Consider the following 24,449-nt stretch of genomic DNA (forward strand, 5'->3'; position numbering starts at 1 on the left):
TAGACCGCCCTGCCCCGCTGGCGGGCCACCTGGGTGGACGGCCGGATCGCCGCGGAGGACGTGGCCCGCGACGCTCACGACGCCGCGACGCCGGCCTGAGACCTCCGCTTCCTATACTCGAACGGATGCGATGGCCCGTCCGACCGGCGGGCCGCCCCCACGACCCCGGCCGGAAGGCGAGAACCGCACATGCGCGTGCTGACCATCATCCCCACGTACAACGAGATCGAGTCGCTGCCGCTGACCCTCGGCCGACTCCGTGACGCCGTCCCGGAGTCCGACGTTCTCGTGGTGGACGACGCCTCCCCGGACGGCACCGGCGACTGGGCCGACGCCCGCGCCGCCGAGGACCCCTCCGTGCACGTGCTGCACCGCACCACCAAGGACGGCCTGGGCGGCGCCTACATCGCCGGGTTCCGCTGGGGCCTGGAGCGCGGCTACGACGTCCTGGTCGAGATGGACGCGGACGGCTCGCACCAGCCCGAGCAGCTGCCGCGCCTGCTGGAGGCCGTCCGCACCGCGGACCTGGTGATCGGCTCGCGCCGCGTGCCGGGCGGCAAGATGGTGAACTGGCCGACCTCCCGCAAGATGATCTCGTGGGCCGGCTCCCTGTACCCGCGGATCATGCTCGGCCTCAACCTGACGGACATCACGGCGGGCTACCGCGCCTACCGGGCCGACACGCTCCGTGCGATCGACCTGGACGCGATCGAGTCCAAGGGCTACGGGTTCCAGGTGGACATGACCTTCCGCACGGCCCGGCTCGGCAAGCGGATCGTCGAGGTCCCGATCACGTTCGTGGAGCGTGAGCTCGGCGAGTCCAAGATGAGCGGCGGCATCATCGGCGAGGCCGTGGTCAACGTGACCCGCTGGGGCCTGGCTGCGCGCTGGGAGGGCCTGCGCGCCCGCCTCGGCCTCTGAGGCGCACAGCCCCCGAACGACGACGGGGCCGGATCCATGGCGGATCCGGCCCCGTCGTGCATGGGGGAGCGGCGGGTCAGGCGTCGACGTCCTCGCCGCGGCTGGCGCGCAGCTTGTTGAGCTGGATCTTGTAGGTCTCCTCCAGCTCGTCGAGGCTGCGGCGCTCGCGCAGCATGTCCCAGTGGGTGCGCACGGGCTTGCCCTCGGTCTCAGCCGGCTTCTCGCCGCTGACGAGGAACGCCTCCTTGCCGGTCTTCGAGGTCCAGGTGGCCGGCACGTCTGCCTCCACGGAGAAGGTCACGAACACCTGCTCGCCGTCCTCCGTGCGGTACTCCACCCGCTGCCGGGCGGCGGGCTCGACGCCGGCCTCGGACTCCAGGGACTGCGCGCCCAGGCGCATGCCCCGCAGGCTGCGATCGCTCACGTTTCCTCCTCGTCAGGCCGCGCCGAGGCCCGCGCGGGGGCGCGGGCCGATCGAGGCGCGGCGGGTCGTCCTCACTGATGGAACCATTCAGTGTCCCACAGCATTCCCGTCGGCCTCGCCGGCCGGGCGGGTGCCGGGGGTGCGGCCGGCCGACGGGTCGGGCTCAATCTCCTGCGGCGTGGCCAGGGCCTCGTCGAGCGAGGTCTGCGGCATGTCCTCCGCCGTCACCGCGCCGGCGGTCATCGCGTCCATGACGCCGCTGGCGCGCAGGGCGTCCGCGGTGGTGGGGCGGGACCCACGCGGCCGACGCGCGCGCTCCGGGGTGACGCCGACGTGCTCGGCGCCCGGCTCGCCCGCGCGGTCCCCGGAGTCCCGACGCCGGGGTGCGCGCTCCGGGGTGGGGCGGTCGCCGTCGCCGGGGGCGAACGCCTCACCGAGGCCCTGCAGGGCGCGGGTGAGCTCGGCGGGGACCACGAACATGGTGGTGGCCTGGCCGTCGGCGATCTTGGGCAGGGACTGCAGGTACTGGTAGGCCAGGACCTCGGAGTCGGCGCCGCCGGAGTGGATGGCGTCGAAGACCACCTCGATCGCCTCGGCCTCGGCGTTGGCGCGCAGCACGCGTGCCTGAGCCTCGCCCTCGGCGGAGAGGATCTGGGACTGGCGCTCGCCCTCGGCCGTGAGGATGGCGGCCTGCTTCGTGCCCTCGGCGGTGAGGATGGCGGCGCGGCGGTCGCGCTCGGCGCGCATCTGCTTCTCCATCGAGTCCTGGATGGACATGGGCGGGTCGATGGCCTTGAGCTCCACCCGCGAGACCCGCAGGCCCCAGCGCGTGGTGGCGTCGTCCAGCACGCCGCGCAGCTGGGAGTTGATGGAGTCGCGAGAGGTCAGCGCCTCCTCGAGGTTCATGCCGCCCACGACGTTGCGCAGGGTGGTGGTGGTGAGCTGCTCCACCGCGTGGATGTAGTTGGCGATCTCATAGGTCGCGGCCTTGGCGTCCGTGACCTGGAAGTAGACGACCGTGTCGATGGAGACGACGAGGTTGTCCTCGGTGATCACCGGCTGGGGCGGGAAGGAGACGACCTGCTCGCGCATGTCCACCATCGGGAGCATGCGGTCCACGAACGGGATGATCAGGGTCAGCCCGGCGCCGGCCGTGCGGTTGTACTTGCCGAGGCGTTCGATGTTGGCCGTCCGCGCCTGCGGGATGATCTTGACCGAGGAGGCCACGATCACCGCCGCGAGGACGGCGAGGACGACGAGGACGATGAGGGTTTCCATCGGGGTCCCTTCTTCTGGGGTCGGTGCGGTCGGAACGAGGACGTGGGGCGGCTCAGGCGCCGTCCGCCTCCCAGTCGATGCGGGGGAGCGGGCGGACCACCAGGGTGGCCCCGTCGATGCGCAGGACGGTCACCTCGTCGCCGGGGGCGACCTCGGGCGCCCCGGGCTCGACGCGGGCGGACCAGGTGTCGCCGTCGACGGCGAGCGTGCCGGCGTCGCCGGTGATCGCGCCCTGGGCCGCGACGCGACGCCCCGGGAGCGTGTCCAGGTAGGAGGCGCCGGCGCCGGTGTCCTTGCGCAGGTGGCGCAGGGCGACGGGGCGCACGGCGGCGAGCATCAGCAGGGCGACGGCGGCGAACGCCGCGAGCTGGAGCGCCAGCGGGCCGCCCACGAGCGCGACCACCCCCGCCGCGCCGGCCCCGGCGGCGATCATCAGGAAGACGAGGTCGAGGGTCAGCAGCTCGACGCCGGCCAGGCCGGCGGCCAGCACCAGCCACAGCCAGCCCGCGTTCGCCTCGATCCACTCCATGCGTGCGCTCCCCTCCGTGTCGGGTGCGCGGACGGGTCTGCCGCGCGTCGACGTGTGATCCCCATCCTGCCCTACGCAGTGGCTTTGGACACAGCGTGTCCCCAGGCGGTCCTGGAAGTCGGGAGCTACCGCCCGGTAATGTGAGCTGCATGACATCTTCACCCGTCGCGGTCTCGCCCCTGCTCCAGCCGATCACCCTGGGCCCCCTCACGCTGCCCAACCGGGTGGTCATGGCCTCGATGCACATGGGACTGGAGGATCGGCACGACGACCTGCCGCAGCTGGCGGCGTTCTACGCGGAGCGGGCACGCGGCGGCGTCGGACTCATCGTCACCGGCGGCCTGGGCGTCGTCCCCGAGGGCACGGTGACGCTGGGCGGGGGGATGCTCGCCAGCGAGGAGGACGCGCGCGCCCATCGCGTCGTCACGGACGCCGTCCACGCCGCCGGGGGCAGGATCCTCGCCCAGCTGCTGCACGCGGGACGCTACGCCCCCAGCCCCGACCTGGTCTCGGCCTCCGCGGTGCGAGCGCCGATCTCGCGGCACACGCCCCGGGAGATGACGGCCGCGGACATCGAGCGGACCGTGAACGCGTTCGCACGCGCGGCCACGTTGGCCCTGGAGGCCGGATACGACGGCGTGGAGATCATGGCCTCGGAGGGCTACCTCCTCAACCAGTTCCTCGCCCCGGCGACGAACCGACGCGCGGACGAGTACGGGGGCGACGCCGAGCGCCGACGCCGGTTCCCGGCGGCGGTGGTCGCGGCCGTGCGCGAGGCGCTGGGGGAGCGCGGCGTGCTCTCGGTGCGCACCTCGGCGGCGGACCTGGTCCCCGACGGGCAGACGCGCGCGGAGATCGCGGACACCGCCCGGGCCTTCGAGGCCGCCGGAGCGGACGTCCTGATGACCGGCATCGGGTGGCACGAGTCCCGCGTGCCGACCATCGTGACCTCCGTGCCGCGCGCCGCGTTCCTCGCCGCCTCGGCTGACCTGACCGCCGCCGTCGACATCCCCGTGATCGCCTCCAACCGGCTCACCACCCCCGCCGAGGCGGAGGAGGCGCTGACGTCCGGGGCCGCCGCGCTCGTCGGGCTGGCCCGGCCCCTGCTGGCGGACCCCGAGTGGATGGCCGCGATCAGCGACCCGCGCGCTCGGACCCTGACCCCGTGCATCGCCTGCAACCAGGCCTGCCTCGACCACGTGTTCACCGGGGCCAAGGTCTCGTGCCTGATGAACCCCCGCGCCGGGCGGGAGACGGAGCCGGAGTACGCCGCGCCCGTCCCGGTGGCCCTGGGCCGCCGGCGCCGGATCGCCGTGGTCGGTGCCGGGCCGGCGGGCCTCACGGCCGCGGAGCGTGCGGCCCGGTTCGGGCACGAGGTCACCCTGTTCGACCGGCACGCCGAGCCCGGCGGGCAGTTCCGGCTCGCCCGGCGCATCCCCGGCAAGGAGGAGTTCGGTCCCGCGCTGGAGCACCTGGCGGCCCGCGCGGCGGCATCCGGGGTGACGCTCGTGACCGGGGAGGAGGTGTCCGCACAGACACTCCTCACGGACGATGGGCGGCCGGGCTACGACGAGGTGCTCCTCACCACCGGCGTGCGGCCGCGGCCCGTCGCTCTGGCCGGGGCGGGGGAGCCGGGCGCGCCCGCCGTCCACGCGTACGACGACGTGGTCCTGGGCCACGTCGACGTCGGTCCGCGCGTCGCGGTGATCGGCGCCGGCGGCGTGGGCGTGGATGTCGCCGAGGCCCTGGCGGCCGGCACGGAACGGCCGGACGGGACACCCGAGACGCAGGAGCACTGGCGGGCCCGCTGGGGCGTGGCACTGACCTCTCAGACGCCGGGCCAGCTGGCGAAGCCGGCCGCGGCCCACCCCGGACGCGAGGTCCACCTGCTCCAGCGCAGCCCCGGACCGATCGGCGTCCGACTGCGCCCCACCACCGGCTGGGTGCACCGCGCCGAGCTGCGGCGGCACGGGGTCCACCTGCACTCCGGTGTGACCTACGAGGGCCTCGGCCCCGACGGCCTGCGCGTGACCGCGCCGTCCCCGGAGGACCCCGAGACACGCGTGCCGCTGACCCTGGATGTGACGGACGTCGTCGTGTGCGCCGGGCAGGAGTCCGAGACGGATCTCGTCGAGGACCTGGTGGCTGCGGGCTACGCGCCGGAGGCGGTGCGCCTGATCGGTGGCGCGGCCGAAGCCCGCGAGCTCGACGCCTACCGGGCCATGGACCACGCCGTGCGGGCCGTGCAGGGCTGAGCCGCGCCGCCGGCCGGCGGGCCCTCCCGGGCGGACGACGTCAGGGCTACGGTCGGGGCATGGCTCTCATCTACACCGCACGCCTGGACCCGGACAAGCCCGAATGGATCCGCCGCCGCCTCGTGGCGCACGGACTGCCCGCGGACGTGACCGCCGAGAAGGTCGGCTCGTACCGGTTCGACGATCCCGCCGGCGAGATCGGCGTCGAGTCGATGCTCGTGCGCGTGGGGGACCAGCTGTATCAGACCGCGTTCGCCTACCGAGGCGACGCACCCCTCGAGGGGGACGTCGTGGCCGAGGCGGAGCACTCCGTCCTGGGACACCGCTGGGTCGTGGACGCCGCCACCGACCCGGACGCGCGCCGCATCCTCGCGGCGGGCGTGCGCGGCGAGATCCCGCAGGCCCGACTCGAGATGCACGACGAGTCCGGGACCTACCTCGAGACGCGCGCCCCGGACCTCACCCTCCGCGTGATCGGCGCCGATGCGACGGGGGAGCTCGAGGTGCCGGTCGAGCTGTCGGAGACGGATGAGGCGGACGTCGACGGCCCGCGATGCCTCATCGCCGAGGGAGACGGTGTGCGGGCCGTCGTCGCGCGTCTTACCTGAGGGGCGGTCCGCGCGGTCAGAGGCCGCGCGGACCCCAGGACCGCAGCCGGCGATGGCTGGTGAGCGACATGTACAGCGCGATGCACCAGCCGAGGACGGTCCACCCGGTGAGCAGGTTCACCCAGAATACCGCCCACACGTTGGAACGGCCACGGACGGCGGCGACGGCCCATGGAGCCAGGTAGCCCGCCGTGGCGATGGCCAGGACGACGGCGATCGTCGCGTGCAGGGGGCGGTCGCGCTGGTCGGTCATGATCGTCATGGGTCCAGGCTACGCGCGAGACCCGCCGCGGAGGGCGCCCTGTCCACCGTTCCGCAGTGCGCCGATAATGTACATTATGTCAACTAGCCTGTTCTTCGCCTCCCCTTCGGAGGCCGCCTGCACGGCACGCGCCGCGTCGTGAACTGGCCCAGGTGGCCGCGCCGGGCGGCACCGACACCGCGTGCCGGGGTTCACTCCCCCGGGTCTGCGGACAGCCGCTCCAGCAACGGCAGGACAGCCGCCACCGCCGTCCGGCTCTCGTGCCAGAGCCCGTGTCGCAACCGGGAATGGACGGCCTGCTGGCTGATCCCGAGTTCGGCCGCCGCCTCTCGCTGACTGGCGCCGGCTTCGACCAGCCGTCCCGCCGCGTGCTGATCAGCGGACCGGCGCCGTTCCACCGCGGCGACCAGCTGCAGGGTGGCCTCCGCACAGCGCAGATCAGCCTCTCGGCCGGCATCCGAGGCGCGGTCCGCGCGACCTCCGCCCGGCAGCACGAGTCGGCCCGGTGCCCGCCGGGCCCGCCGCCGCTCGGCTGTTGTCAGGTACGACAATGATGAATCCTTGTCGAGGGCATCCTCGGGATCCAACAGCACCGCCCAGGACCCGGTCCGCACGGCCCACAGCGCCAAGCCGACCGTGGCCGCCATGCCGTCGACGACGACGGCCAGCTCGCCGTCGTGCGACGCCGCATCGGTGCCCGGGCCGGATTCGTCGAGAAGCCACGCCGCCGCGGTCACAGCCGCGTCCGGGCGAGGATCGTCGAGCAGCGCGGCTGCCAGACGCCGCGCGTCGTCAGCGGTGGCGGCGGTCGGTCGGATGGGCACCAGATGCACGGACACCATGCAGTGAGCCTACCTCTGACAAAGGCGCTGTCTTGTTGTGGGGCCCGTCTGCCGAGCCGTCCTCGGCCGGACGCTCCGTCCGGACGTCTCGGTGCGCCAGACTGGATGCATGACGTCCTCCCCCACCGCCCGTCGTGTCGTGCCCGCCGAGCATCGCGCCCCGCGCGGCGCCCTGCCTGCGCTTGCCGTCGACCTCCTGCTCACCGTCCTCTTCGTGGCTCTGGGCCAGGGGCAGCACTCCACGGAGCGCGGGCTGCTGGGTCTGCTGGTCACGGCGGCGCCGTTCCTCGCGGGCCTCCTGCTCATGACCGGGCTGACCTCCGGACACCGGACCTGGGCCCGCGTGTGGCCCCACGGCGTGATCGTCTGGCTGGGGACCGTCGCCGTCGGGATGGTCCTGCGCGTGGCCTTCGGCCTCGGTGGCGCACCCGTGTCCTTCGTGCTCGTGGCGCTCGGGGTGCTGGGCGTCCTGCTCCTGGGCCGCCGGGCAGTGACCGCCTGGCTGGTGCGCCGCACCCGGAGGTGAGGAGCCGGCGCGCAGCTAGGATCATCGCGGACACCGGACCCGCAGCATCGAGGAAATGAGGACCGCCCGTGGTCACCGCCATCGTCTTGATCAAGACCGACAAATCCAGCATCCCGGAGACCGCCGAGGCCCTCGCTGCGCTCGAGGGGGTCGGGTCGGTCTACTCCGTGACCGGCGCGTGGGACCTGGTGGCGATGGTCAAGGTGCGCCGCTATGAGGACCTCGCCGACGTGATCGCCGACCACCTCTCCAAGGTCGACGGGATCCAGGACACCGAGACCATGCTGGCCTTCCGGACCTACTCGTCTGAGGACCTCGGCGAGGGATGGGCGCTCGGCTTCGACTCCTGAGCGTCCTCTCCACGACGGGCCCCATCTCGCCGGCGAGGGCCCGTCGTCGCACCATCAGGATCGGGAGAAGGCGACCCAGCGGTCCAGGACGTCACGCGCGGCGCCGGAGTCGATCGACTCGGCGGCCCGCGCCATGTTGGCCGCCAGTCGCTCCATCAGCGGCGCGTCCGCGTCGCGGTCCCAGGCCGTCAGGCCCGCGGCCGCGTTGAGGAGGACGGCGTCGCGGATCGGGCCCTTCTCCCCCGCCAGCAGAGCGCGGACGAGGGTCGCATTGTAGGCGCCGTCCCGCCCGGCCAGGGCCTGGACGGGGGCCAGGTCGATGCCCAGCTCCCGGGGATCGAGCTCGTGGGTGCGCACACCGTCCCGGACCTCCATGACGGTCGACGGCCCCGACGTCGTGATCTTGTCCCGGCCGTCCGCCCCGCGGAAGACGAAGCCGCGCACCCCCCGGTCCGCGAGCACCTGCGCCAGCAGCGGGACCATGGCCTCACTCGAGCAGCCCAGGGCCTGGGCGGTGACCTGGGCCGGATTGCTCAGGGGGCCGAGGAAGTTGAACACGGTGGGCACGCCGAGCTGCTTGCGCACCGGGGCCACATACTTCATGGACGGGTGGTAGTTCTGGGCGAACAGGAACGTGATGCCCACGGCCTCGGCGCACTCCTCGGCCTTCCGGGCCGGCATGGACAAGTCCACGCCGAGGGCCTCGATCACGTCGGCCGCGCCGGCGGTGGACGAGGCGCCGCGGTTCCCGTGCTTGACGATCCGCGCGCCCGCACCTGCGGCCACGAGCGAGGACATCGTGGAGAGGTTCACGGTCCCCAGACGGTCGCCGCCCGTGCCCACGACGTCGAGGGTCTCCCCCGGCACGTGCACCGGGTTCGCCGCCTGCACCATCGCCTCGGTCAGGCCGCGCAGCTCCGGCACCGTCACCCCCTTGGCGGCCAGGGCGAGGAGGAATCCCCCCACCTGCCCCTCGGTGGCATCGCCGGCCATCATCTCCCCCATGGCCCACGCGGCGACGTCGTCGCTGAGGTCCTCACCGACGGTGAGGGCGCGGAAGACCTCCGGCCAGGAGGTCCCAAGGACTGCTGCGGTGTTCTCGGGGGTGCTCACGCACTGAGCCTAGCGGCCCGGCCGCACCCGGCACCGCGTCGTGTCATGCGCCGCGCACCGCGAACCTGAACATCCCCTGGACGCCAGCCCCCGACTGTCACTGAAACCCCCCGACGGTGCTGACGACCTGTCCTGCGACACGGTAGGTTCGATTTACCGCCCGGGCGGTGTTTGGGGCCATAATGGCTGGGTGACCACAGCTAACCCCACTCTCCATCAGCCCACCACGGGGCTCCCGAGCCGGCCGAACATGGTGCAGGTCGGGACCATGGTGTGGCTTGCCAGCGAGCTCATGTTCTTCGGTGGGCTCTTCGCCATGTACTTCACCCTGCGCTCCACGTCTCCGGAGCTCTGGGCCGAGCACACCGCGATCCTCAACGTCCCGCTCGCCGCGGTGAACACGACGATCCTGGTGCTCTCCTCCGTCACCGCCCAGTTCGGCGTCCTCGCCGCCGAGCGCCTTCAGCCCCGCCGCACCGGCGGCTTCCTGCAGTTCGGGAAGTGGGGCATGGTCGAGTGGTTCATCCTGACCTTCATCATGGGCTCGATCTTCGTGGCGGTGCAGTCCTACGAGTACGCGGTTCTCGTCTCCGAGGGTGTGACCGTCGCGGCGAACGCGTACGGCTCGGCGTTCTACATCACCACCGGCTTCCACGCCATCCACGTGACCGGCGGCCTGATCGCGTTCCTCTTCATCATCGGCCGCGCCTACATGGCCCGCCGCTTCGGCCACCACGAGGCGACGTCGGCGATCGTCGTGTCCTACTACTGGCACTTCGTGGACGTCGTCTGGATCGCCCTGTTCTTCATCGTCTACTTCCTGAAGTAAGACGACCCCCACTCACCGCACCGACTTCAGGCCCGGGCCGGCAGCATGAGCGGCCCGCCCGGGAAGAGAACGATAGGAAACCCCCGTGAAGGCACTTTCGCAGAACCGACGCCATCCCCTGATGGGGCTGGCGCTCCTCCTGCTGGGACTCCTGGTGACCGGCGGACTGTACTCCGTCGCGAGCACCGTGAACCAGGCGCAGGCGGCCACGCAGGTCACCGCGGCCGCCTCGGCTGATGACATCTCCGAGGGCGAGAAGCTCTTCAACGCGAACTGCGCCTCGTGCCACGGCACGGGTGCCGCGGGGGGTCCCTCCGGTCCGTCCCTGATCGGTGTCGGCGCCGCCTCCGTCGACTTCCAGGTGGGCACCGGCCGCATGCCGATGCAGATGAACGGCCCGCAGGCCCAGGTCAAGCCGAACCAGTTCAACGACGAGCAGACGGCGCAGCTCGCCGCCTACGTCGCCTCGCTGGGCGCCGGCCCCGCCGTCCCCGAGGACGAGTACCTGGATGTGAACCACGAGGATGTGGACATCACCCGCGGCGGCGACCTGTTCCGCATCAACTGCGCCATGTGCCACAACGCGGCTGCGGCCGGCGGTGCGCTCACCCGCGGCAAGTACGCCCCGTCTCTGCACGGCGTGGAGGAGAAGCACATCTACGAGGCCATGGAGACCGGCCCGCAGAACATGCCGGTGTTCTCCGACTCGAACATCAAGCCCGAGGACAAGCGCGACATCATCGCCTACCTGAAGACCATCGAGAACCAGGGCTCCCCCGGCGGCCTCGCCCTCGGCTCGCTCGGCCCCGTCTCCGAGGGCCTGTTCATCTGGACCGCGGGCCTGGCGCTGATCATCGGCTTCATGGTCTGGCTCACCAGCCGGTCCTCCTGATCCCGTCGGCGCAGGCGCGCCGACCACCCGTCATCGACATTCATCACTCGAGTAAAGGAAACAGGACATATGGGCGAGAAAGGCTTTGAAGGGACCGAGCACCGCTCGGGTTCCCTCGAGCACGCCGGCGAGGACGCGCCCCGGTACGCGATCGACAACCCGGGCCTGCCTCCGCACCGTCCGCGCCTGGCCGATGAGGATCCGAAGGCTGCGAAGCGCGCCGAGCGTCAGGTCTCGGTCATGTTCCTCATCTCCATCGTGGGCACGGTGCTCTTCTTCATCGGCTACTTCGGCGTGGGGCAGATCGGGAACGGTGAGGCGTTCAGCAAGATCTACCTGCAGAACCTGCTGCTCGGCCTGGGCACCGCCCTCGCCATGTTCGGCATCGGCATCGGCGTGGTGCACTGGGCCAAGACCCTGATGCCCGACCACGAGACCGTGGAGGACCGTCATGAGATCCGCTCGGAGGCCGACCGTGTCGCCGCCACCGGGATGATCTCCGAGATCCTGGACGAGTCGCAGATCAAGCGCCGCCCCCTGCTGCGCAACACCCTGATCGGCGCCGCCCTGCTTGCCCCCCTGCCGTTCATCGCCGTGTTCCGCGATCTGGACGACTCGGACAACTTCTCGGATGAGGAGATCCACAACTTCGGTCCGGAGCGTCTGCGTCACACCATGTGGGCCGAGGGCGTGCGCCTCGTGCGCGACCCCACCGGCTCCCCCATCAAGGCCTCGGACGTCACGCTCGGCTCCGCCGTGCACGTCATCCCCGACGGCCTGAACGACCTGGGCCCTGACAAGCTCAACCAGAAGGCCAAGGCCGTCGTCCTGCTCATGCGCCTCGACCCGGCCAAGGTGAAGATCACCCCGGGTCGCGAGGACTGGAACGTGGACGGGATCTTCGCCTACTCCAAGGTCTGCACGCACGTGGGCTGCCCGATCGCCCTGTACGAGCAGCACACCCACCACCTGCTCTGCCCCTGCCACCAGTCGACCTTCGACCTGACGCAGGAGTGCAAGGTCATCTTCGGCCCGGCCAGCCACGCGCTGCCGCAGCTGCCGATCACCGTGGACGACGAGGGCTACCTCGTGGCCCAGAGCGATTTCCATGAGCCCGTCGGGCCTGTCTACTGGGAGCGTGGCTGACACCTATGAGCACCACCGTGAATGAGTTCCAGCCGGCGACCACGACCGGCCGCATCGCCAACTTCGTCGACACCCGCATGGGCATGTCGCCGATCGTGAAGTTCTTCGGCCGCAAGATCTTCCCGGACCACTGGACGTTCATGTTCGGCGAGGTCGCCCTGTACAGCTTCGTCATCCTGCTGCTGTCCGGCGCGTTCCTCACCCTCTTCTTCGACCCCTCCATGTCGGAGGTCGTCTACGACGGGGCCTACGCCCCGCTGCGCGGCATCGAGATGTCCGCGGCCTACGCCTCGACCCTGGACATCTCGTTCGACGTGCGCGGCGGCCTGTTCATGCGCCAGCTGCACCACTGGGCGGCGCTGATGTTCGTGGCGGCCATGTCCGTCCACATGCTGCGCGTGTTCTTCACCGGCGCGTTCCGTCGCCCGCGTGAGCTGAACTGGCTGGTCGGCTGCTTCCTGCTGATGGCCGGCTGGGCCGCCGGCTTCACCGGCTACTCCCTGCCCGACGAGGTGCTCTCCGGCAACGGCCTGCGCATCATCGACGGCATCCTGAAGTCGCTGCCGCTGGTGGGCACGTACCTCTCCGCCTTCTTCTTCGGCGGCGAGTTCCCCGGCCACTCGGTCATCGGCCGCCTGTACGCCCTGCACATCATGATCGTGCCGGCCGCCATCCTGCTGCTGATCGGCATCCACCTGTTCATGGTCGTCGTGCACAAGCACACCCAGTACCCGGGCCCGGGCCGCACCGAGGACAACGTGGTCGGCTACCCGGTGGGCCCCGTGTACGCGGCCAAGGCCGGCGGCTTCTTCTTCATCGTGTTCGGTGTGCTCGCGCTCATCGCCTCCACGGTGACGATCAACGCCAACTGGAACTACGGCCCGTACGATCCGTCCCCGGTGCAGGCCGGCACCCAGCCCGACTGGTACATCGGCGTGTTCGACGGCGCCCTGCGCCTCATGCCGGGCATGATCGGCGACTACTCCTTCCTCTGGAACATCCCGATGCCGTGGGGCTCCTCGGTGTCCCTGCCCATGGGCGTGCTCGTGCCGCTGATCCCGGTCGGCGTCCTGCTCGTCGGCATGTGCACCTGGCCCTGGATCGAGCGGTGGATCACCAAGGACAACACTGAGCACCACCTGCTCGACCGTCCGCGCAACGCCCCGGCCCGCACGGGCATCGGCGTGGCCGCCGTCGTCTGGTACTGCGTCATGTGGGCGGCCGCGTCCTCGGACCTCATCGCCACCCACTTCCACCTCTCCCTGAACGACGTGCTGTACGTGCTGCGCGCGCTGTTCTTCCTCGGCCCGGTGATCGCCTTCATCGTGACCCGCCGCATCTGCCTGTCCCTGCAGCGCAAGGACCGTGAGCTCGTGCTCCACGGCCACGAGGCCGGTGTCATCGAGATGTCCCCCGAGGGCGGCTTCCACGAGCGGCACCGTCAGCTCACCGACTACGAGCTGTACCGCCTGGTGTCCTTCGAGGACCGCCGTCCGGTGGCTGCCATCCCCAGCCGCAACGGCAAGGTGGGCATGCTGGAGAAGGCCCGTGCCGGCCTGAACCGCATGTTCTACCAGGAACGCGTCGCCCCGGTCTCCCGCGAGGAGCTGGTGGAGGCCCGTACCCACGGTCAGCATGGCCACGAGGAGCACCCCGTCGAGCTCGGACACGGCTCGGACGCTCCTCGTCTGGAGCGCTGACCCCGGTCGGCTGATCCTCTGACGAAGGGCCCCGCGCACCACGGTGCGCGGGGCCCTTCGGCGTCCCGGGAGGCGGGCCGCCGCGGCCACCGAGGGAGAGCCCGCCCACGGCCGCAGCGGGCGTCACGAGGCGGTCCAGCGCCCCGCCCCCCCGACTGCCGGGTCTCTGCGTCCTGCGCTGCGGGGTCCTCGTTCGGCGGCCACCTCGGGTGGGCGTGAGCAAAGTGGTGCGCCTCGCTCGTCGCGGCCGGCCGGTTCGGGCACGGACAGGCGTGCGTCCGGTCCGCGACGACGGATGCGGGGCGGATGCAGGTGGCGTTCTACGGGGGCATCCCGAGAGACGGCCGGAGACGGGCACCGTCGATGCTCTGGGTCCTCAAGCGGCTCTCCTCCCACGTGCGCTCAGAGTCGATGAGGTGGCGCCCCACCACGGGTGGGCGCTGCGACATCCGCTCGTCCTCGGAGGGAGGTCCGCGCATGGGCCTCGCCCACGCACACCACTGCCCTCTGTACCGTCCGCTGCGCCCGCCCACCACCAGCTGCGCCCGGACACGGTCGAACGTACCGGCACCGGGCCGGAATCCTCCGCCTGCGTGCCCACCCCGGCAGGGAAAGACCGGCGCCAGACGCCTCAGCGGGTCGCCGCCGCAGGCCGAGGCGCACCGTGCACCTGCAAGCTGTGGGACACGGGCCGACCCCCTAGCGGTGGCGCGCGGAGCTCTGACGGCCTCACGGCGAAGCCGGACCTGTCGCCGCGTGTGGCAGCGGTGCCCGGGCGGGGTGCACCGAGCTGCAACTCAGCGATCGACCAGCACACCCCCTGGCCCGGACCGGGGCGAGAGAGGACGTACCGGCCTGTCACCGCGACCGTGGTCTCGCTCGGGCGTGCACCTGCGAGGCCCAGCGACGCGAGGCGTCGGCGATGGAGGCGGGACACGACGTTCACCGTCGGCCCCTACCCCGGTGGCGACGCTCCCCCGGGCTCGGCCGGCCCCACGGCTGGCAGCGGCCTCATACCCTCCTGCCACACGACGCGGCGGTCTCCGGTCGCCCGGAGCGGGGTGAAAGCCGCGCGGCCGCCGACACGGTCACACGCGGTCGTGCGGCCCACTCCCCGGCCGTGCAGGGCTCATCAGGGCATCGCCGCCCGACCCCTCAGGGCGGCTGCCAACGCACGCGCCGACGTCGGGTGGCCTGCCCAGCGCCGCTGCGCGGCACGCGCGCTCATGGTGCACGGCTCCCGCTTCCCCAGACGCGGCGAGACAGGTCGTGGAGATCCGCCGCCGCGGTGTACGTCGAGCGGCTGGCCGGCTGCCACGACGGCGGGCCGGCCGTACTCAGCGCACAGGGAAACGCCGCAGGCCGGACCCCGAGGGGATCCGGCCTGCGGTGGTGGAACGACGGACGGGTCAGTGGGCGTACTTGCCCCGAGAGAACTCGTAGACCCACCCGAAGGTGAAGTAGGCGGCGGCGACGATGCCGATGATGAAGACCCACCAGCCGACGGCCAGGCCGGTCACGATGATCGCGCAGCCCAGGCCGAGGCCCAGGGGCCACCAGCTCCAGGGAGCGAAGGTGCCGTAGGTGCCGGCGTACTCGACGATCTGACCGTCCTCGTCATCTGCAGGGCCGACGCCGTATTTGTGCTCGGCGGCCCGCAGGTACCAGGCGATCATCCAGGACATCCCGCCCACGGCGTAGATGGCCGGGATGCCTGCCCACTCGGTCCACTCGACCCAGAACCCGTAGAGGGTGGCGGCTGCGATGAAGAACAGGCCGATGATCCAGAAGATGTTGGCTGCGACCTTCACTGGGCGACCTTCTCTCCGAAGGCCTCAGACGTGTTCTGAGGCGAGTGCGGGAAGAGCTCCGGGTGGTGCAGATCCAGCGCCGGACGCTCGGAGCGGATGCGCGGCAGGGAGTGGAAGTTGTGCCGCGGCGGCGGGCACGAAGTGGTCCACTCGAGCGAGCCGCCGAAGCCCCACGGGTCGTCCACGGTGACCTTCTTGCCATAGCGCGAGGTGATGTAGACGTTCCAGAAGAACGGGATCAGCGACGCGCCGAGAACGAAGGAGAACACCGAGGAGAACGCGTTCATCGCCTGGAAGCTGTCCTCCACCATGTAGTCCGCGTAGCGACGGGGCATGCCGATGACACCGAGCCAGTGCTGGATCAGGAACGTGCCGTGGAAGCCCACGAACAGCATCCAGAACTGGATCTTGCCGAGACGCTCGTTCAGCATCTTGCCGGTGAACTTCGGCCACCAGAAGAAGAAGCCGGCGAACATCGCGAACACCACGGTGCCGAAGACGACGTAGTGGAAGTGCGCCACGACGAAGTACGTGTCGGACACCTGGAAGTCCAGGGGCGGCGACGCCAGGATGACGCCGGTCAGGCCACCGAACAGGAAGGTGACCATGAAGCCGAGCGTCCACAGCATCGGGGTCTCGAAGGTGATCGAACCGCGCCACATGGTGCCGATCCAGTTCACGAACTTCACGCCGGTCGGGACCGCGATGAGCATGGTCATCACGGAGAAGAACGGCAGGAGCACGGCGCCGGTCACGTACATGTGGTGCGCCCACACCGTCACGGAGAGCGCGGCGATCGCCGTCGTCGCGAACACGATGGACTTGTAGCCGAAGATCGGCTTGCGGGAGAACACCGGGATGATCTCCGACACGACGCCGAAGAACGGCAGGGCGATGATGTACACCTCGGGGTGGCCGAAGAACCAGAAGAGGTGCTGCCACAGGATGGCGCCGCCGTTCTCCGGGTTGAAGATGTGGCCGCCGAAGCGACGGTCCAGGCCCAGCGCGAAGAGCGCGGAGGCGAACGGCGGGAACGCCACCATGATCAGGATGCCGGTGATGAGCGTGTTCCAGGTGAAGATCGGCATGCGCCACATCGTCATGCCCGGGGCACGCATCGTCAGGATCGTGGTGATGAAGTTGACGCCGCCCATGATCGTGCCGAAGCCCTGGAGGACGAGACCGAACACCCAGAGGTCACCGCCGACGCCCGGCGAGTACGTGGTGTTGGAGAGCGGGGCGTAGGCGAACCAGCCGAACGAGGCCGCACCCTGCGGGGTGAGGAAGCCGGCGGTCGCGATGAGCGAGCCGAACAGGAAGAACCAGAACGCCAAGGCGTTCAGACGCGGGAAGGACACGTCCGGAGCACCGATCTGCAGCGGCACCAGCACGTTGGCGAAGCCCGTGAAGAGCGGGGTCGCGAACATGAGCAGCATGAGCGTGCCGTGCATGGTGAACAGCTGGTTGTACTGCTCCTTCGTCTGCAGGATCTGCATGCCGGGCTCGAAGAGCTCCGCGCGGATCATGAGGGCCATGACGCCGCCGATGCAGAAGAAGACGAAGGACGTGATCAGGTACATGTACCCGAGCACCTTGTGGTCGGTCGTCGTCAGCCAGCTGACGACGATCTTGCCCAGCGAACGGGGCACCACACGAGGCTGCGCCTGTGAGCGCACCTCATCCGTTGCGTACTCGTAAGTGGTCATCAGTGGCTACCTCCACCGCGGGGGGTCTGGAGATCGCGCTCCATCGTCCCGGCGCCGTCAGGGTTGTTGTTGGGATTGCGGCTGTACTCTTCGCCCACCTGACCCGGCTCCATCTCCTCGAGGCGCTGGACGAACTCCGTCTCGTCGACGACCTCCACGTTGAAGAGCATCTCGGAGTGGAACTCGCCGCACAGCTCGGCGCACTTGCCGTCGTAGCTGCCCAGCTCCTGGGGGGTCAGGTACAGGTGGTTGGTCTTGCCGGGCACCATGTCGCGCTTCTGGAGGAACTGCGGGATCCAGAAGGAGTGGGCCACGTCACGGGACTTCAGCTCGAAGTGCACCGGCACGTCGTTCGGCAGGTACAGGACCGGAAGGGTGTCACGCACGCCCTCGGTGCCGTCCAGCTGGGCCTGGATGCCGGAGTAGTGGGCCTCGATGACCTCGCCGTTCTCCTGCTCGTAGGAGTAGTTGAAGTCCCAGGACCACTGCTTGCCGTACACGGTGACGGTCAGCGGCGAGTCGTCCACGGGGCGGTCGACCTCGGTCTGGACGCGGTCGGTGAAGCCCCAGAGGGTGAAGACCATCAGGATCGGGATGGCCGTGAACATGGTCTCGAGCGGCACGTTGTAGGCCGTCTGCTTCGGGAAGCCCTGGTCGTTCTTGCGACGGCGGTAGGCCACCATGCACCAGATCATGGCGCCCCAGGCCAGCAGGCCGACGGCCATGGCCGCGATCCAAGAGTTCACCCACAGGTCGGTGAGCTGGGCGTTGTGGTTGGTGGTCTCCCGGGTGCCGGGGTACCAGCCGCGCTGGACCTCTGCCGAACAGCCGGTCAGCACCAGGAGCGCCGTGGTGCCCACGGCACCGGCGCTCCAGCGGCGGCGAGTCCGACGTCCGGCGTCATTCTGTGCTCTCACAGACGGCCTTCCTCTTCATCTCGTGTGCGAGGGGCGTCCCCGCTCCCCCGACGATTCGGCGACTTCTCGCAGCGTCCTCGCAGGGAGCACGGGTATGCCCTGATGATTCAGAGCCAGTCTAAGCCGAAACACGCGGATTCACCGCACCGTGACACGTGCCGATCGTGTCTGGGAGTCGGGTCCGAGCATCCTGGGCACGGTGCCCGGGCACGACGACGGCGGGCCGGCCGAGGCCGACCCGCCGGTTCGCGGTCCGAGGCGCTCCGGGCGCCCGCAGATCAGTGGAAGGAGTCGCCGCAGGCGCAGGAGCCGCCCGCGTTGGGGTTGTCGATCGTGAAGCCCTGCTTCGAGATGGTGTCCTCGAAGTCGATGGTCGCGCCCATGAGATAGGGCACGCTCATCTTGTCGACGATCACCTCGACCCCGTCGTAGTCACGGACGGTGTCGCCGTCGAGGACGCGCTCGTCGAAGTAGAGCTGGTAGATCAGGCCAGAGCAGCCGCCCGGCTGCACGGCGACCCGCAGCCGCAGGTCCGTGCGACCCTCCTGCTCGAGCAGCGAGCGCACCTTGCCGGCCGCCACGTCGGTCAGCTCGACCTCGTGCGGGGGCAGGCCCTCGGCGTCCTGGGTTGCGCCGATCTCGACGCCGGTCTCCTCTGCGGACAGAGCCATCGTGACCTCCTCAGATCATGGGGCGCGGACGGGGCCGTCACGCGCGTGTGGTCTCCTGGACAACACTAGCCGCCCACGGGGCATTCCCGGCCCGCCGCACCGACGGGCCGGGCGGCGCTCACGCCGAGAGCCGCGCGAGCCAGAGCGCCTCGGCCACGACGGCCCGCTTGAAGTCGTCGATGTGCAGCGACTCGTTGGCCGAGTGCGCCCGCGTGTCCGGGTCCTCCACGCCCGTGATGAGGAGGGTGGCCTCCGGGAAGACCTCGGCGAGGTCCGCGGTGAACGGGATGGAGCCGCCCATGCCGATCGCCCGGGGCTCGACGCCCCAGGCGTCCTCCAGGGCGGCCATCATCGCGGCCGCGGCGGGGGCCGAGGTGTCCGTCGTGAACGGCTGACCGAACTCCCCCGCGGTGACCGTGATCTCCGCGCCGAGCACCGCCGCGGACTGCGCCTCCAGGTGGGTGCGCAGCGCCTCGAAGGCCTCCGCGGGCTCCATGCCGGGGCCCAGGCGCAGCGAGAACTTCGCGCGCGCCGCGGGCTGGATCGTGTTCGAGGACTCCGCGACCGAGGGCGCGTCGATCCCGATGATGCTCAGCGCGGGAGCGTTCCACAGCCGGTCCGCGACCGGGCCGCGGCCGGCCAGGGTCACCCCGTCCAGCACGCCCGCGTCCGCACGGAAGACGTCCTCGGGGTAGTCCAGGCCCGCGGTCTGCCGCGGCTCGAGGCCGGGCACGGCGACCGCGCCGTCCGCGTCGTGGAGCGTGGCGATCAGCCGCGAGAGCAGGACGACGGCGTCCAGGACCGGCCCGCCGAACATGCCGGAGTGCACGGCGTGGTCGAGCACCCGGACGGTCACCGTGCCGTCCACCAGCCCACGCAGGGAGGTGGTCAGCGCGGGCTCCCCCACGGCCCAGTTGGACGAGTCCGCGACCACGATCGCGTCGGCGTCGAGGCGCGCCCGGTGCTTCTCCAGGAAGGTGCGGAAGGTGGGCGAGCCGGCCTCCTCCTCGCCCTCGATGAAGACGCGGACGCCGACGCCGGCGTCGGGCAGGACGTCCCGCAGGGCGGCGAAAGCGGCGAGGTGGACCATGATGCCGGCCTTGTCGTCGGCGGCGCCGCGGCCGTACAGCCGCCCGCCGCGCTCGGTGGCCACGAGCGGCGGGGTGTCCCAGAGGTCCTCGTCCCCGATCGGCTGCACGTCGTGATGGGCATACAACAAGACGGTGGGCTTGTCAGAGGCGCCGGGCTTCTCGCCGATCACCGCCGGCCCACCGGGCCGGTCGTCGTCGCGGGTCTCGGTCACGATCTCCACCTCCTGCAGGCCCGCCTCGCGCAGCAGGCCCGCGACGGCCTCGGCGGACCGCTCGAGCTGGGTGCGGTCCGCGGAGTCCCAGGCGATGCCCGGGATCGCCACGAGGTCGGTGAGGGTCTGGAGGGTCGTCGGGAAACGGGCCTCGACGGCCTCACGGACGGCGGAGACGAGGGCCGCGTCCTGCGGCGCACGGGAGGTGATGTCAGTCATGACGGCCAGCGTAGACGGCGGCCGAGCCGAGGGCCGCGCCTCCGGGCGGGCCGGACGCGCCCCACCACTAGACTGGAGGGGTGTTCAAGCGAGACAAGACCCCCGAGACCGCGCCCGCCCCCTCGACTCACGGCTCCTCGGCCGCTCCCGCCGAGGGCGCCGCCGTGGCCGAGGCCGGGCCGCGCGACCGCTCGCAGGGCAAGAAGGGCCCGACTCCGCGGCGCCGCGACCAGGAGGCCGCGCGCCGTCGCACCCTGGTCCCCGAGGATCGCAAGGCGGCCCGCAAGGCCGAGCGTCAGGCGATGGCCCAGGAGCGGATGCGCCAGCGCGCCGCGCTGGAGACCGGGGACGAGCGCGGCCTCCCGGCGCGCGACAAGGGACCGCAGAAGCGCTGGGTCCGTGACTACGTGGACGCACGCACCGGCATCGGCGAGTGGCTCATGCCCGTCGTCTTCGCCTACGTCCTGCTCATGTTCATCCCCGGCCGCGAGGCGCAGCTGATCCTGATGATCAGCCTGTACGTCCTCGTGGCCCTCGTGCTCATCGAGAGCTTCCTGGTCAGCCGGCACATCAAGAAGGGCCTCACGGAGCGCTTCGGCACGCCGGAGTCCGGGACCGGCTTCTACGGCATCATGCGGGCCCTGCAGTTCCGCCGCCTGCGTCTGCCCAAGCCCCAGGTCAAGCGGGGCGAGTACCCCGCCTGACACGACACCGCGCCACGGCCCGGACCCCGGTGGGTCCGGGCCGTCGCGTCCCCGGCGAGCAGACCGTCAGCCCCGCAGGGACCGGGCCAGCCCGGCGGTGATCCGGCCGGCCCAGAACGGGCCCTCGTAGAGGAACGCGGTGTAGCCCTGGACGAGGTCCGCGCCCGCGTCGAGCCGGGCCTGGACGTCGTCGGCGTCCGTCACCCCGCCCACGCTGACGACGGCGGTGCCCGTCGGCAGCGCCGCCCGCAGGACCTCCAGCACCCGCATCGACCGCTCCTGGAGCGGGGCGCCGGACAGGCCGCCCGCGCCCAGGGCGTCCACGTCGGCACGCGGGGTGCGCAGACCCTCCCGGGAGACGGTCGTGTTGGTCGCGATGACGCCGTCGAGCCCGAGGCGCTCGGCGAGCGCCCCGACGGCGCGCACGTCGTCGTCCGCCAGGTCCGGGGCGATCTTCACGGTCAGCGGCACGCGACGGTCCGGGACCGCACGGTCGGCCTCCTCGCGCACCGCCGTGAGGATCGGCTCCAGCGCGTCGATCTCCTGCAGCTGGCGCAGCCCCGGCGTGTTCGGCGAGGACACGTTGACCGTCAGGTAGTCGGCGTGGGGCGCGAGCAGGCGGGTCGAGGCCCGGTAGTCGTCCGCCGCGTCCTCGAGGGGGACCACCTTGGTCTTGCCGATGTTCACGCCCAGGACCGGCCGGGCCGGGCCGAAGCGGCGCTCCAGTGTCTGCCGGGTCCGCGCCAGGCGGGGGGCGACGGCCGCCGCGCCGTCGTTGTTGAAGCCCATGCGGTTGACCAGCGCCCGGTCGTCCACGAGACGGAACAGTCGCGGCTGCGGGTTGCCGGGCTGCGGCTGCGCCGTGATCGTGCCGACCTCGATGTGGCCGAACCCGAGGTCGGCCAGAGCGGCGGTCCCCCGGCCGTCCTTGTCGAACCCCGCGGCCAGGCCGAAGGGCGTCGGGAACCGCAGGCCCATGACCGTGCGCGCGAGCATCGGGTCCGGGCGGAAGGCGGCGCGCAGGGCGGCGGACGCCCCGGTGCGCTCGACCAGCCGGATCGCGTCGAAGCCCCGATGGTGCGCCTGCTCCGCGTCCATGCCGCCGAACACGGCACGGAAGAAGGGCGGGTACAGGCGAGGCGCACGGGAGGTCAGGAGGCCGTCGACGGCGGACTTGGGATCAGGCAGCTGCATGCCCCCATCCTCGCACGGGCCTCCCGCCCGTCCGGGGTCCTCCTAGAGTGGTCGGATGGCCCGTGACCCGATCCAGCCGACGCCCCCGGACCCCTCCGCCCCGCACGGCGCACCCGCCGGCGGACCGACGGAGGAGGACACCCGCCCGTTCCTCGACGATCCGCCGGGCCTGGGCTGGGTCCCGGACGGGCTGCCGGGCTTCGAACGATGCACGCTCGGCCTCGACACCGATGAACAAGGACAGAACCTTGTCACAGTGGTGCGTCCGCGCACCGACGCCGCCCGTGACCCGGCCCGGCGGCCCATCCTCTCGGTGCACGGCTGGAGCGACTACTTCTACAACGCCCCGCTCGCCCACGCGTTCGAGGCCGCCGGCTATGCCTTCCACGCCGTCGACCTCCGCCACTACGGCCGCTCGCTGCGCACGGGACAGACGCCCGGCTGGACGGACGACCTGGCCCGCTACGACGCGGACCTCGAGGCCGCGTTCGAGACCATCGCCCAGGACCACCCGTTGCCGCCCATCCTCATGGGACACTCCACCGGCGGGCTGATCGCCGCGCTGTGGGCGGACCGGAATCCCGGCCGCCTCGCCGCGCTCGTGCTCAACAGCCCGTGGCTGGAGATGCAGGGCAGCGCGGGGGTGCGCCTGCTGGCGAAGTCCATCGTGGGGCCCGTCTCCGCCATGAAGCCCTACGCCATGCTCACACTGCCGCGCATCGACCACTACTGGCGCACCCTCTCGGACCAGGCCGAGGGCGAATGGGACCTGCACCCGCTCTGGCGTCCCCCGCACGCGTTCGAGGTGCCGGCCGCCTGGCTGAGTGCGGTCCTCTCGGGGCACCGGGCCGTGGCCGGGCGGCTCGACGTCACCGTGCCGATCCTCGTGCTCGTCTCCGCGCGCGGGCATCGGGGCACGTCCTACGCCGAGGCGATGCTGACCTCGGACATCGTCCTGGACCCCGACGCCATGGCCCGCCGCTCCCTGCGGCTCGGCGACCGGGTGACCGTCCACCGGCTCCCCGACGCGCTGCACGACGTGTTCGCCTCCCCCGCGTCGGTGCGCGAGGCGGCCGGTGCCGCGACGCTCACGTGGCTGGGGGCCTACGCGCCGCCGTCGGCGTCCGAGGCCGAGTCCGGCGCGCCGGACGACGGCGCCGGCTGAGGGGTGTCCACGGCGCCGCCGTAGCGGCGGTCCCGGCGGGCGTAGGTCTCGACGGCGGCCCACAGGGTCCGCCGGTCGACGTCCGGCCACAGCACGTCCAGGAACAGCAGCTCCGCGTAGGCGGACTGCCACAGCAGATAGTTGGACAGGCGCTGCTCCCCCGAGGTCCGCAGGAACAGGTCCACGTCCGGGACGACGTCGACGTCCTGACCCGTGCGGAAACCGCGGTCGAGGTAGCGGGTGATGACGTCCTCGCTGATCTCCCCCGGCCGCATCCGGCCGGCCCGGACCTCTTCGGCGATCGCCTGGACGCCGTCCAGGATCTCGGCCCGGCTGCCGTAGTTCACGCACATGTGCAGGGTGGTGCCGGTGTTGTGGCGCGTGAGCTCCTCGGCCTCCTGCAGCTCCCGGATCACGGGGGTCCAGAGGCGCGGGGCCCGCCCGTTCCACCGGATCCGCACGTTCCACGAGTGCAGGGTGTCCCGCTGCCGGCGCAGCACGTCCCGGGAGAAGCCCATGAGGAAGCGCACCTCCTCCGCCGAGCGCCGCCAGTTCTCCGTGGAGAACGCATACGCGGACACGTGGCCGATCCCCAGCTCCACCGCCCCGGCGACGACGTCCAGCAGCGCCGCCTCGCCGGCCCGATGGCCCTCGGTGCGCGGCAGGCCGCGCTGGTTGGCCCACCGTCCGTTGCCGTCCATCACGATCGCCACATGCCGGGGCACGCAACGCGGGTCGATCCGCGGGGCGACCGCACCCGAGGGGTGCGGCGGCGGGGACTGCGGGGCTCGGTCGGCGCTCATGGTCTCCTCTCGACGCGCGGGGCGGGGAGGCCGAGGTCCTGGTCCAGGACGGACAGGGACACCAGGCGCCGCTCGGCGTGGAACTGCAGGTACGCGGCCACGATACCGGCCGCCTCGCGGCGGGCGGGGGCCCCGGAGGCGTCCGCGGTGGCCCAGTCCCCCGCCGCGAGGGCCGAGAGCAGGTCGAAGGTCTCCGGGGCTGGGTGCGCGGCACCGGGTGGCCTGCATTCGAGACAGACGGCCCCGCCGAGGCCCACGTGCAGCGCCGTGTGCGGGCCGGG

25 protein-coding genes are annotated in these 24,449 nt (G+C 71.5%); 11 read left to right on the forward strand and 14 right to left on the reverse strand.

Annotated features, from left to right (window positions below; all coding sequences use genetic code 11):
* Window positions 1-189 precede the first annotated feature (189 nt).
* Entirely contained in the window at window positions 190-921 is a 732-nt protein-coding gene (locus D8M29_RS01515) for a polyprenol monophosphomannose synthase (protein WP_036315073.1), read from the forward strand.
* A 76-nt stretch (window positions 922-997) separates the two neighbouring features.
* Here D8M29_RS01515 and D8M29_RS01520 read toward each other — a convergent pair whose 3' ends face one another.
* The 3 genes from D8M29_RS01520 to D8M29_RS01530 form a co-directional block, all read right to left on the reverse strand.
* Window positions 998-1,345 (reverse strand): RNA polymerase-binding protein RbpA, encoded by a 348-nt coding sequence (locus D8M29_RS01520; protein ID WP_080772566.1) that lies wholly within the window; start codon window positions 1,343-1,345, stop codon window positions 998-1,000.
* Between the two features lie 87 nt (window positions 1,346-1,432).
* Complete coding sequence (locus D8M29_RS01525) at window positions 1,433-2,623, reverse strand: SPFH domain-containing protein (protein WP_036315078.1); 1,191 nt, start codon at window positions 2,621-2,623, stop codon at window positions 1,433-1,435.
* A 52-nt stretch (window positions 2,624-2,675) separates the two neighbouring features.
* Window positions 2,676-3,152 carry an NfeD family protein gene (locus D8M29_RS01530; RefSeq protein ID WP_020624804.1) on the reverse strand — a complete coding sequence of 159 codons (477 nt, stop codon included), beginning with the start codon at window positions 3,150-3,152 and terminating at the stop codon, window positions 2,676-2,678.
* Between the two features lie 149 nt (window positions 3,153-3,301).
* On the opposite strand from D8M29_RS01530, the gene D8M29_RS01535 reads away from it, so the two are divergent.
* Both D8M29_RS01535 and D8M29_RS01540 read left to right on the forward strand, forming a co-directional pair.
* On the forward strand, window positions 3,302-5,407 hold the full coding sequence (locus D8M29_RS01535; RefSeq protein WP_127445770.1) for an NADPH-dependent 2,4-dienoyl-CoA reductase: 2,106 nt from the start codon (window positions 3,302-3,304) through the stop codon (window positions 5,405-5,407).
* A 59-nt stretch (window positions 5,408-5,466) separates the two neighbouring features.
* Window positions 5,467-6,015, forward strand: coding sequence for a hypothetical protein (locus D8M29_RS01540; RefSeq protein ID WP_041103774.1), 549 nt, complete (start codon window positions 5,467-5,469; stop codon window positions 6,013-6,015).
* Window positions 6,016-6,031: 16 nt separating this feature from the next.
* Here the strand turns inward: D8M29_RS01540 and D8M29_RS01545 are convergent, their stop codons facing one another.
* Both D8M29_RS01545 and D8M29_RS01550 read right to left on the reverse strand, forming a co-directional pair.
* Complete coding sequence (locus tag D8M29_RS01545) at window positions 6,032-6,277, reverse strand: superinfection immunity protein (RefSeq protein WP_002854519.1); 246 nt, start codon at window positions 6,275-6,277, stop codon at window positions 6,032-6,034.
* A gap of 191 nt (window positions 6,278-6,468) precedes the next feature.
* Window positions 6,469-7,119: a hypothetical protein gene (locus D8M29_RS01550; RefSeq protein WP_044658562.1), complete on the reverse strand. Its 651-nt coding sequence runs from the start codon at window positions 7,117-7,119 to the stop codon at window positions 6,469-6,471.
* Between the two features lie 109 nt (window positions 7,120-7,228).
* Between D8M29_RS01550 and D8M29_RS01555 the strand changes: the two genes are divergently transcribed.
* Window positions 7,229-7,645 carry a DUF3054 domain-containing protein gene (locus D8M29_RS01555; RefSeq protein WP_036315092.1) on the forward strand — a complete coding sequence of 139 codons (417 nt, stop codon included), beginning with the start codon at window positions 7,229-7,231 and terminating at the stop codon, window positions 7,643-7,645.
* A gap of 68 nt (window positions 7,646-7,713) precedes the next feature.
* Window positions 7,714-7,995: an Lrp/AsnC family transcriptional regulator gene (locus D8M29_RS01560; RefSeq protein ID WP_036384759.1), complete on the forward strand. Its 282-nt coding sequence runs from the start codon at window positions 7,714-7,716 to the stop codon at window positions 7,993-7,995.
* A 54-nt stretch (window positions 7,996-8,049) separates the two neighbouring features.
* Here D8M29_RS01560 and trpD read toward each other — a convergent pair whose 3' ends face one another.
* Window positions 8,050-9,108: an anthranilate phosphoribosyltransferase gene (gene trpD, locus D8M29_RS01565; RefSeq protein ID WP_044658561.1), complete on the reverse strand. Its 1,059-nt coding sequence runs from the start codon at window positions 9,106-9,108 to the stop codon at window positions 8,050-8,052.
* A 250-nt stretch (window positions 9,109-9,358) separates the two neighbouring features.
* Between trpD and D8M29_RS01570 the strand changes: the two genes are divergently transcribed.
* From D8M29_RS01570 to D8M29_RS01585, 4 genes are all read left to right on the forward strand, one after another.
* On the forward strand, window positions 9,359-9,937 hold the full coding sequence (locus tag D8M29_RS01570; protein WP_020625607.1) for a cytochrome c oxidase subunit 3: 579 nt from the start codon (window positions 9,359-9,361) through the stop codon (window positions 9,935-9,937).
* 85 nt (window positions 9,938-10,022) lie between these two features.
* The gene (locus D8M29_RS01575; RefSeq protein ID WP_002854532.1) at window positions 10,023-10,829 is read left to right on the forward strand and encodes a cytochrome c; all 807 of its coding nucleotides are present in this window, start codon (window positions 10,023-10,025) and stop codon (window positions 10,827-10,829) included.
* A 69-nt stretch (window positions 10,830-10,898) separates the two neighbouring features.
* Window positions 10,899-11,975 carry a ubiquinol-cytochrome c reductase iron-sulfur subunit gene (locus D8M29_RS01580; protein WP_044658560.1) on the forward strand — a complete coding sequence of 359 codons (1,077 nt, stop codon included), beginning with the start codon at window positions 10,899-10,901 and terminating at the stop codon, window positions 11,973-11,975.
* Between the two features lie 5 nt (window positions 11,976-11,980).
* Window positions 11,981-13,675, forward strand: a complete 1,695-nt coding sequence (locus tag D8M29_RS01585) for a cytochrome bc complex cytochrome b subunit (RefSeq protein ID WP_060973439.1) — start codon at window positions 11,981-11,983, stop codon at window positions 13,673-13,675.
* Window positions 13,676-15,084: 1,409 nt separating this feature from the next.
* On the opposite strand, the gene D8M29_RS01590 is transcribed toward D8M29_RS01585, so the two are convergent.
* The 5 genes from D8M29_RS01590 to D8M29_RS01610 all read right to left on the reverse strand — a co-directional run bounded on the left by D8M29_RS01590 (window position 15,085) and on the right by D8M29_RS01610 (window position 20,302).
* Window positions 15,085-15,486, reverse strand: coding sequence for a cytochrome c oxidase subunit 4 (locus D8M29_RS01590; RefSeq protein WP_002854636.1), 402 nt, complete (start codon window positions 15,484-15,486; stop codon window positions 15,085-15,087).
* Window positions 15,483-17,192 (reverse strand): cytochrome c oxidase subunit I, encoded by a 1,710-nt coding sequence (gene ctaD / locus D8M29_RS01595; RefSeq protein ID WP_049161847.1) that lies wholly within the window; start codon window positions 17,190-17,192, stop codon window positions 15,483-15,485. Before ctaD ends, D8M29_RS01590 begins: the two co-directional genes overlap by 4 nt.
* A complete protein-coding gene (gene coxB / locus D8M29_RS01600) occupies window positions 17,192-18,052 on the reverse strand; it encodes a cytochrome c oxidase subunit II (protein WP_081097709.1) in 861 nt (286 codons plus the stop codon). Before coxB ends, ctaD begins: the two co-directional genes overlap by 1 nt.
* A gap of 335 nt (window positions 18,053-18,387) precedes the next feature.
* Window positions 18,388-18,780, reverse strand: coding sequence for an iron-sulfur cluster insertion protein ErpA (erpA, locus tag D8M29_RS01605; protein WP_002854644.1), 393 nt, complete (start codon window positions 18,778-18,780; stop codon window positions 18,388-18,390).
* 118 nt (window positions 18,781-18,898) lie between these two features.
* Complete coding sequence (locus D8M29_RS01610; RefSeq protein WP_060973664.1) at window positions 18,899-20,302, reverse strand: dipeptidase; 1,404 nt, start codon at window positions 20,300-20,302, stop codon at window positions 18,899-18,901.
* A gap of 80 nt (window positions 20,303-20,382) precedes the next feature.
* Between D8M29_RS01610 and D8M29_RS01615 the strand changes: the two genes are divergently transcribed.
* A complete protein-coding gene (locus tag D8M29_RS01615) occupies window positions 20,383-21,006 on the forward strand; it encodes a DUF3043 domain-containing protein (RefSeq protein ID WP_036336545.1) in 624 nt (207 codons plus the stop codon).
* A 66-nt stretch (window positions 21,007-21,072) separates the two neighbouring features.
* Here the strand turns inward: D8M29_RS01615 and D8M29_RS01620 are convergent, their stop codons facing one another.
* A complete protein-coding gene (locus D8M29_RS01620) occupies window positions 21,073-22,200 on the reverse strand; it encodes a quinone-dependent dihydroorotate dehydrogenase (RefSeq protein WP_060973665.1) in 1,128 nt (375 codons plus the stop codon).
* Window positions 22,201-22,255: 55 nt separating this feature from the next.
* Here D8M29_RS01620 and D8M29_RS01625 point away from each other — a divergent pair, with 55 nt between their 5' ends.
* The gene (locus D8M29_RS01625; protein ID WP_060973666.1) at window positions 22,256-23,365 is read left to right on the forward strand and encodes an alpha/beta hydrolase; all 1,110 of its coding nucleotides are present in this window, start codon (window positions 22,256-22,258) and stop codon (window positions 23,363-23,365) included.
* On the opposite strand, the gene D8M29_RS01630 is transcribed toward D8M29_RS01625, so the two are convergent.
* Window positions 23,305-24,168 carry an isoprenyl transferase gene (locus tag D8M29_RS01630; protein WP_060973667.1) on the reverse strand — a complete coding sequence of 288 codons (864 nt, stop codon included), beginning with the start codon at window positions 24,166-24,168 and terminating at the stop codon, window positions 23,305-23,307. The genes D8M29_RS01625 and D8M29_RS01630 overlap by 61 nt on opposite strands.
* The coding region (locus tag D8M29_RS01635) for a DNA repair protein RecO C-terminal domain-containing protein (RefSeq protein WP_174233290.1) at window positions 24,165-24,449 on the reverse strand (285 nt) is incomplete at its 5' end. The genes D8M29_RS01630 and D8M29_RS01635, both read right to left, overlap by 4 nt.

The organism is Micrococcus sp. HSID17227, from assembly GCF_003989405.1.
Lineage (GTDB): Bacteria > Actinomycetota > Actinomycetes > Actinomycetales > Micrococcaceae > Micrococcus > Micrococcus luteus.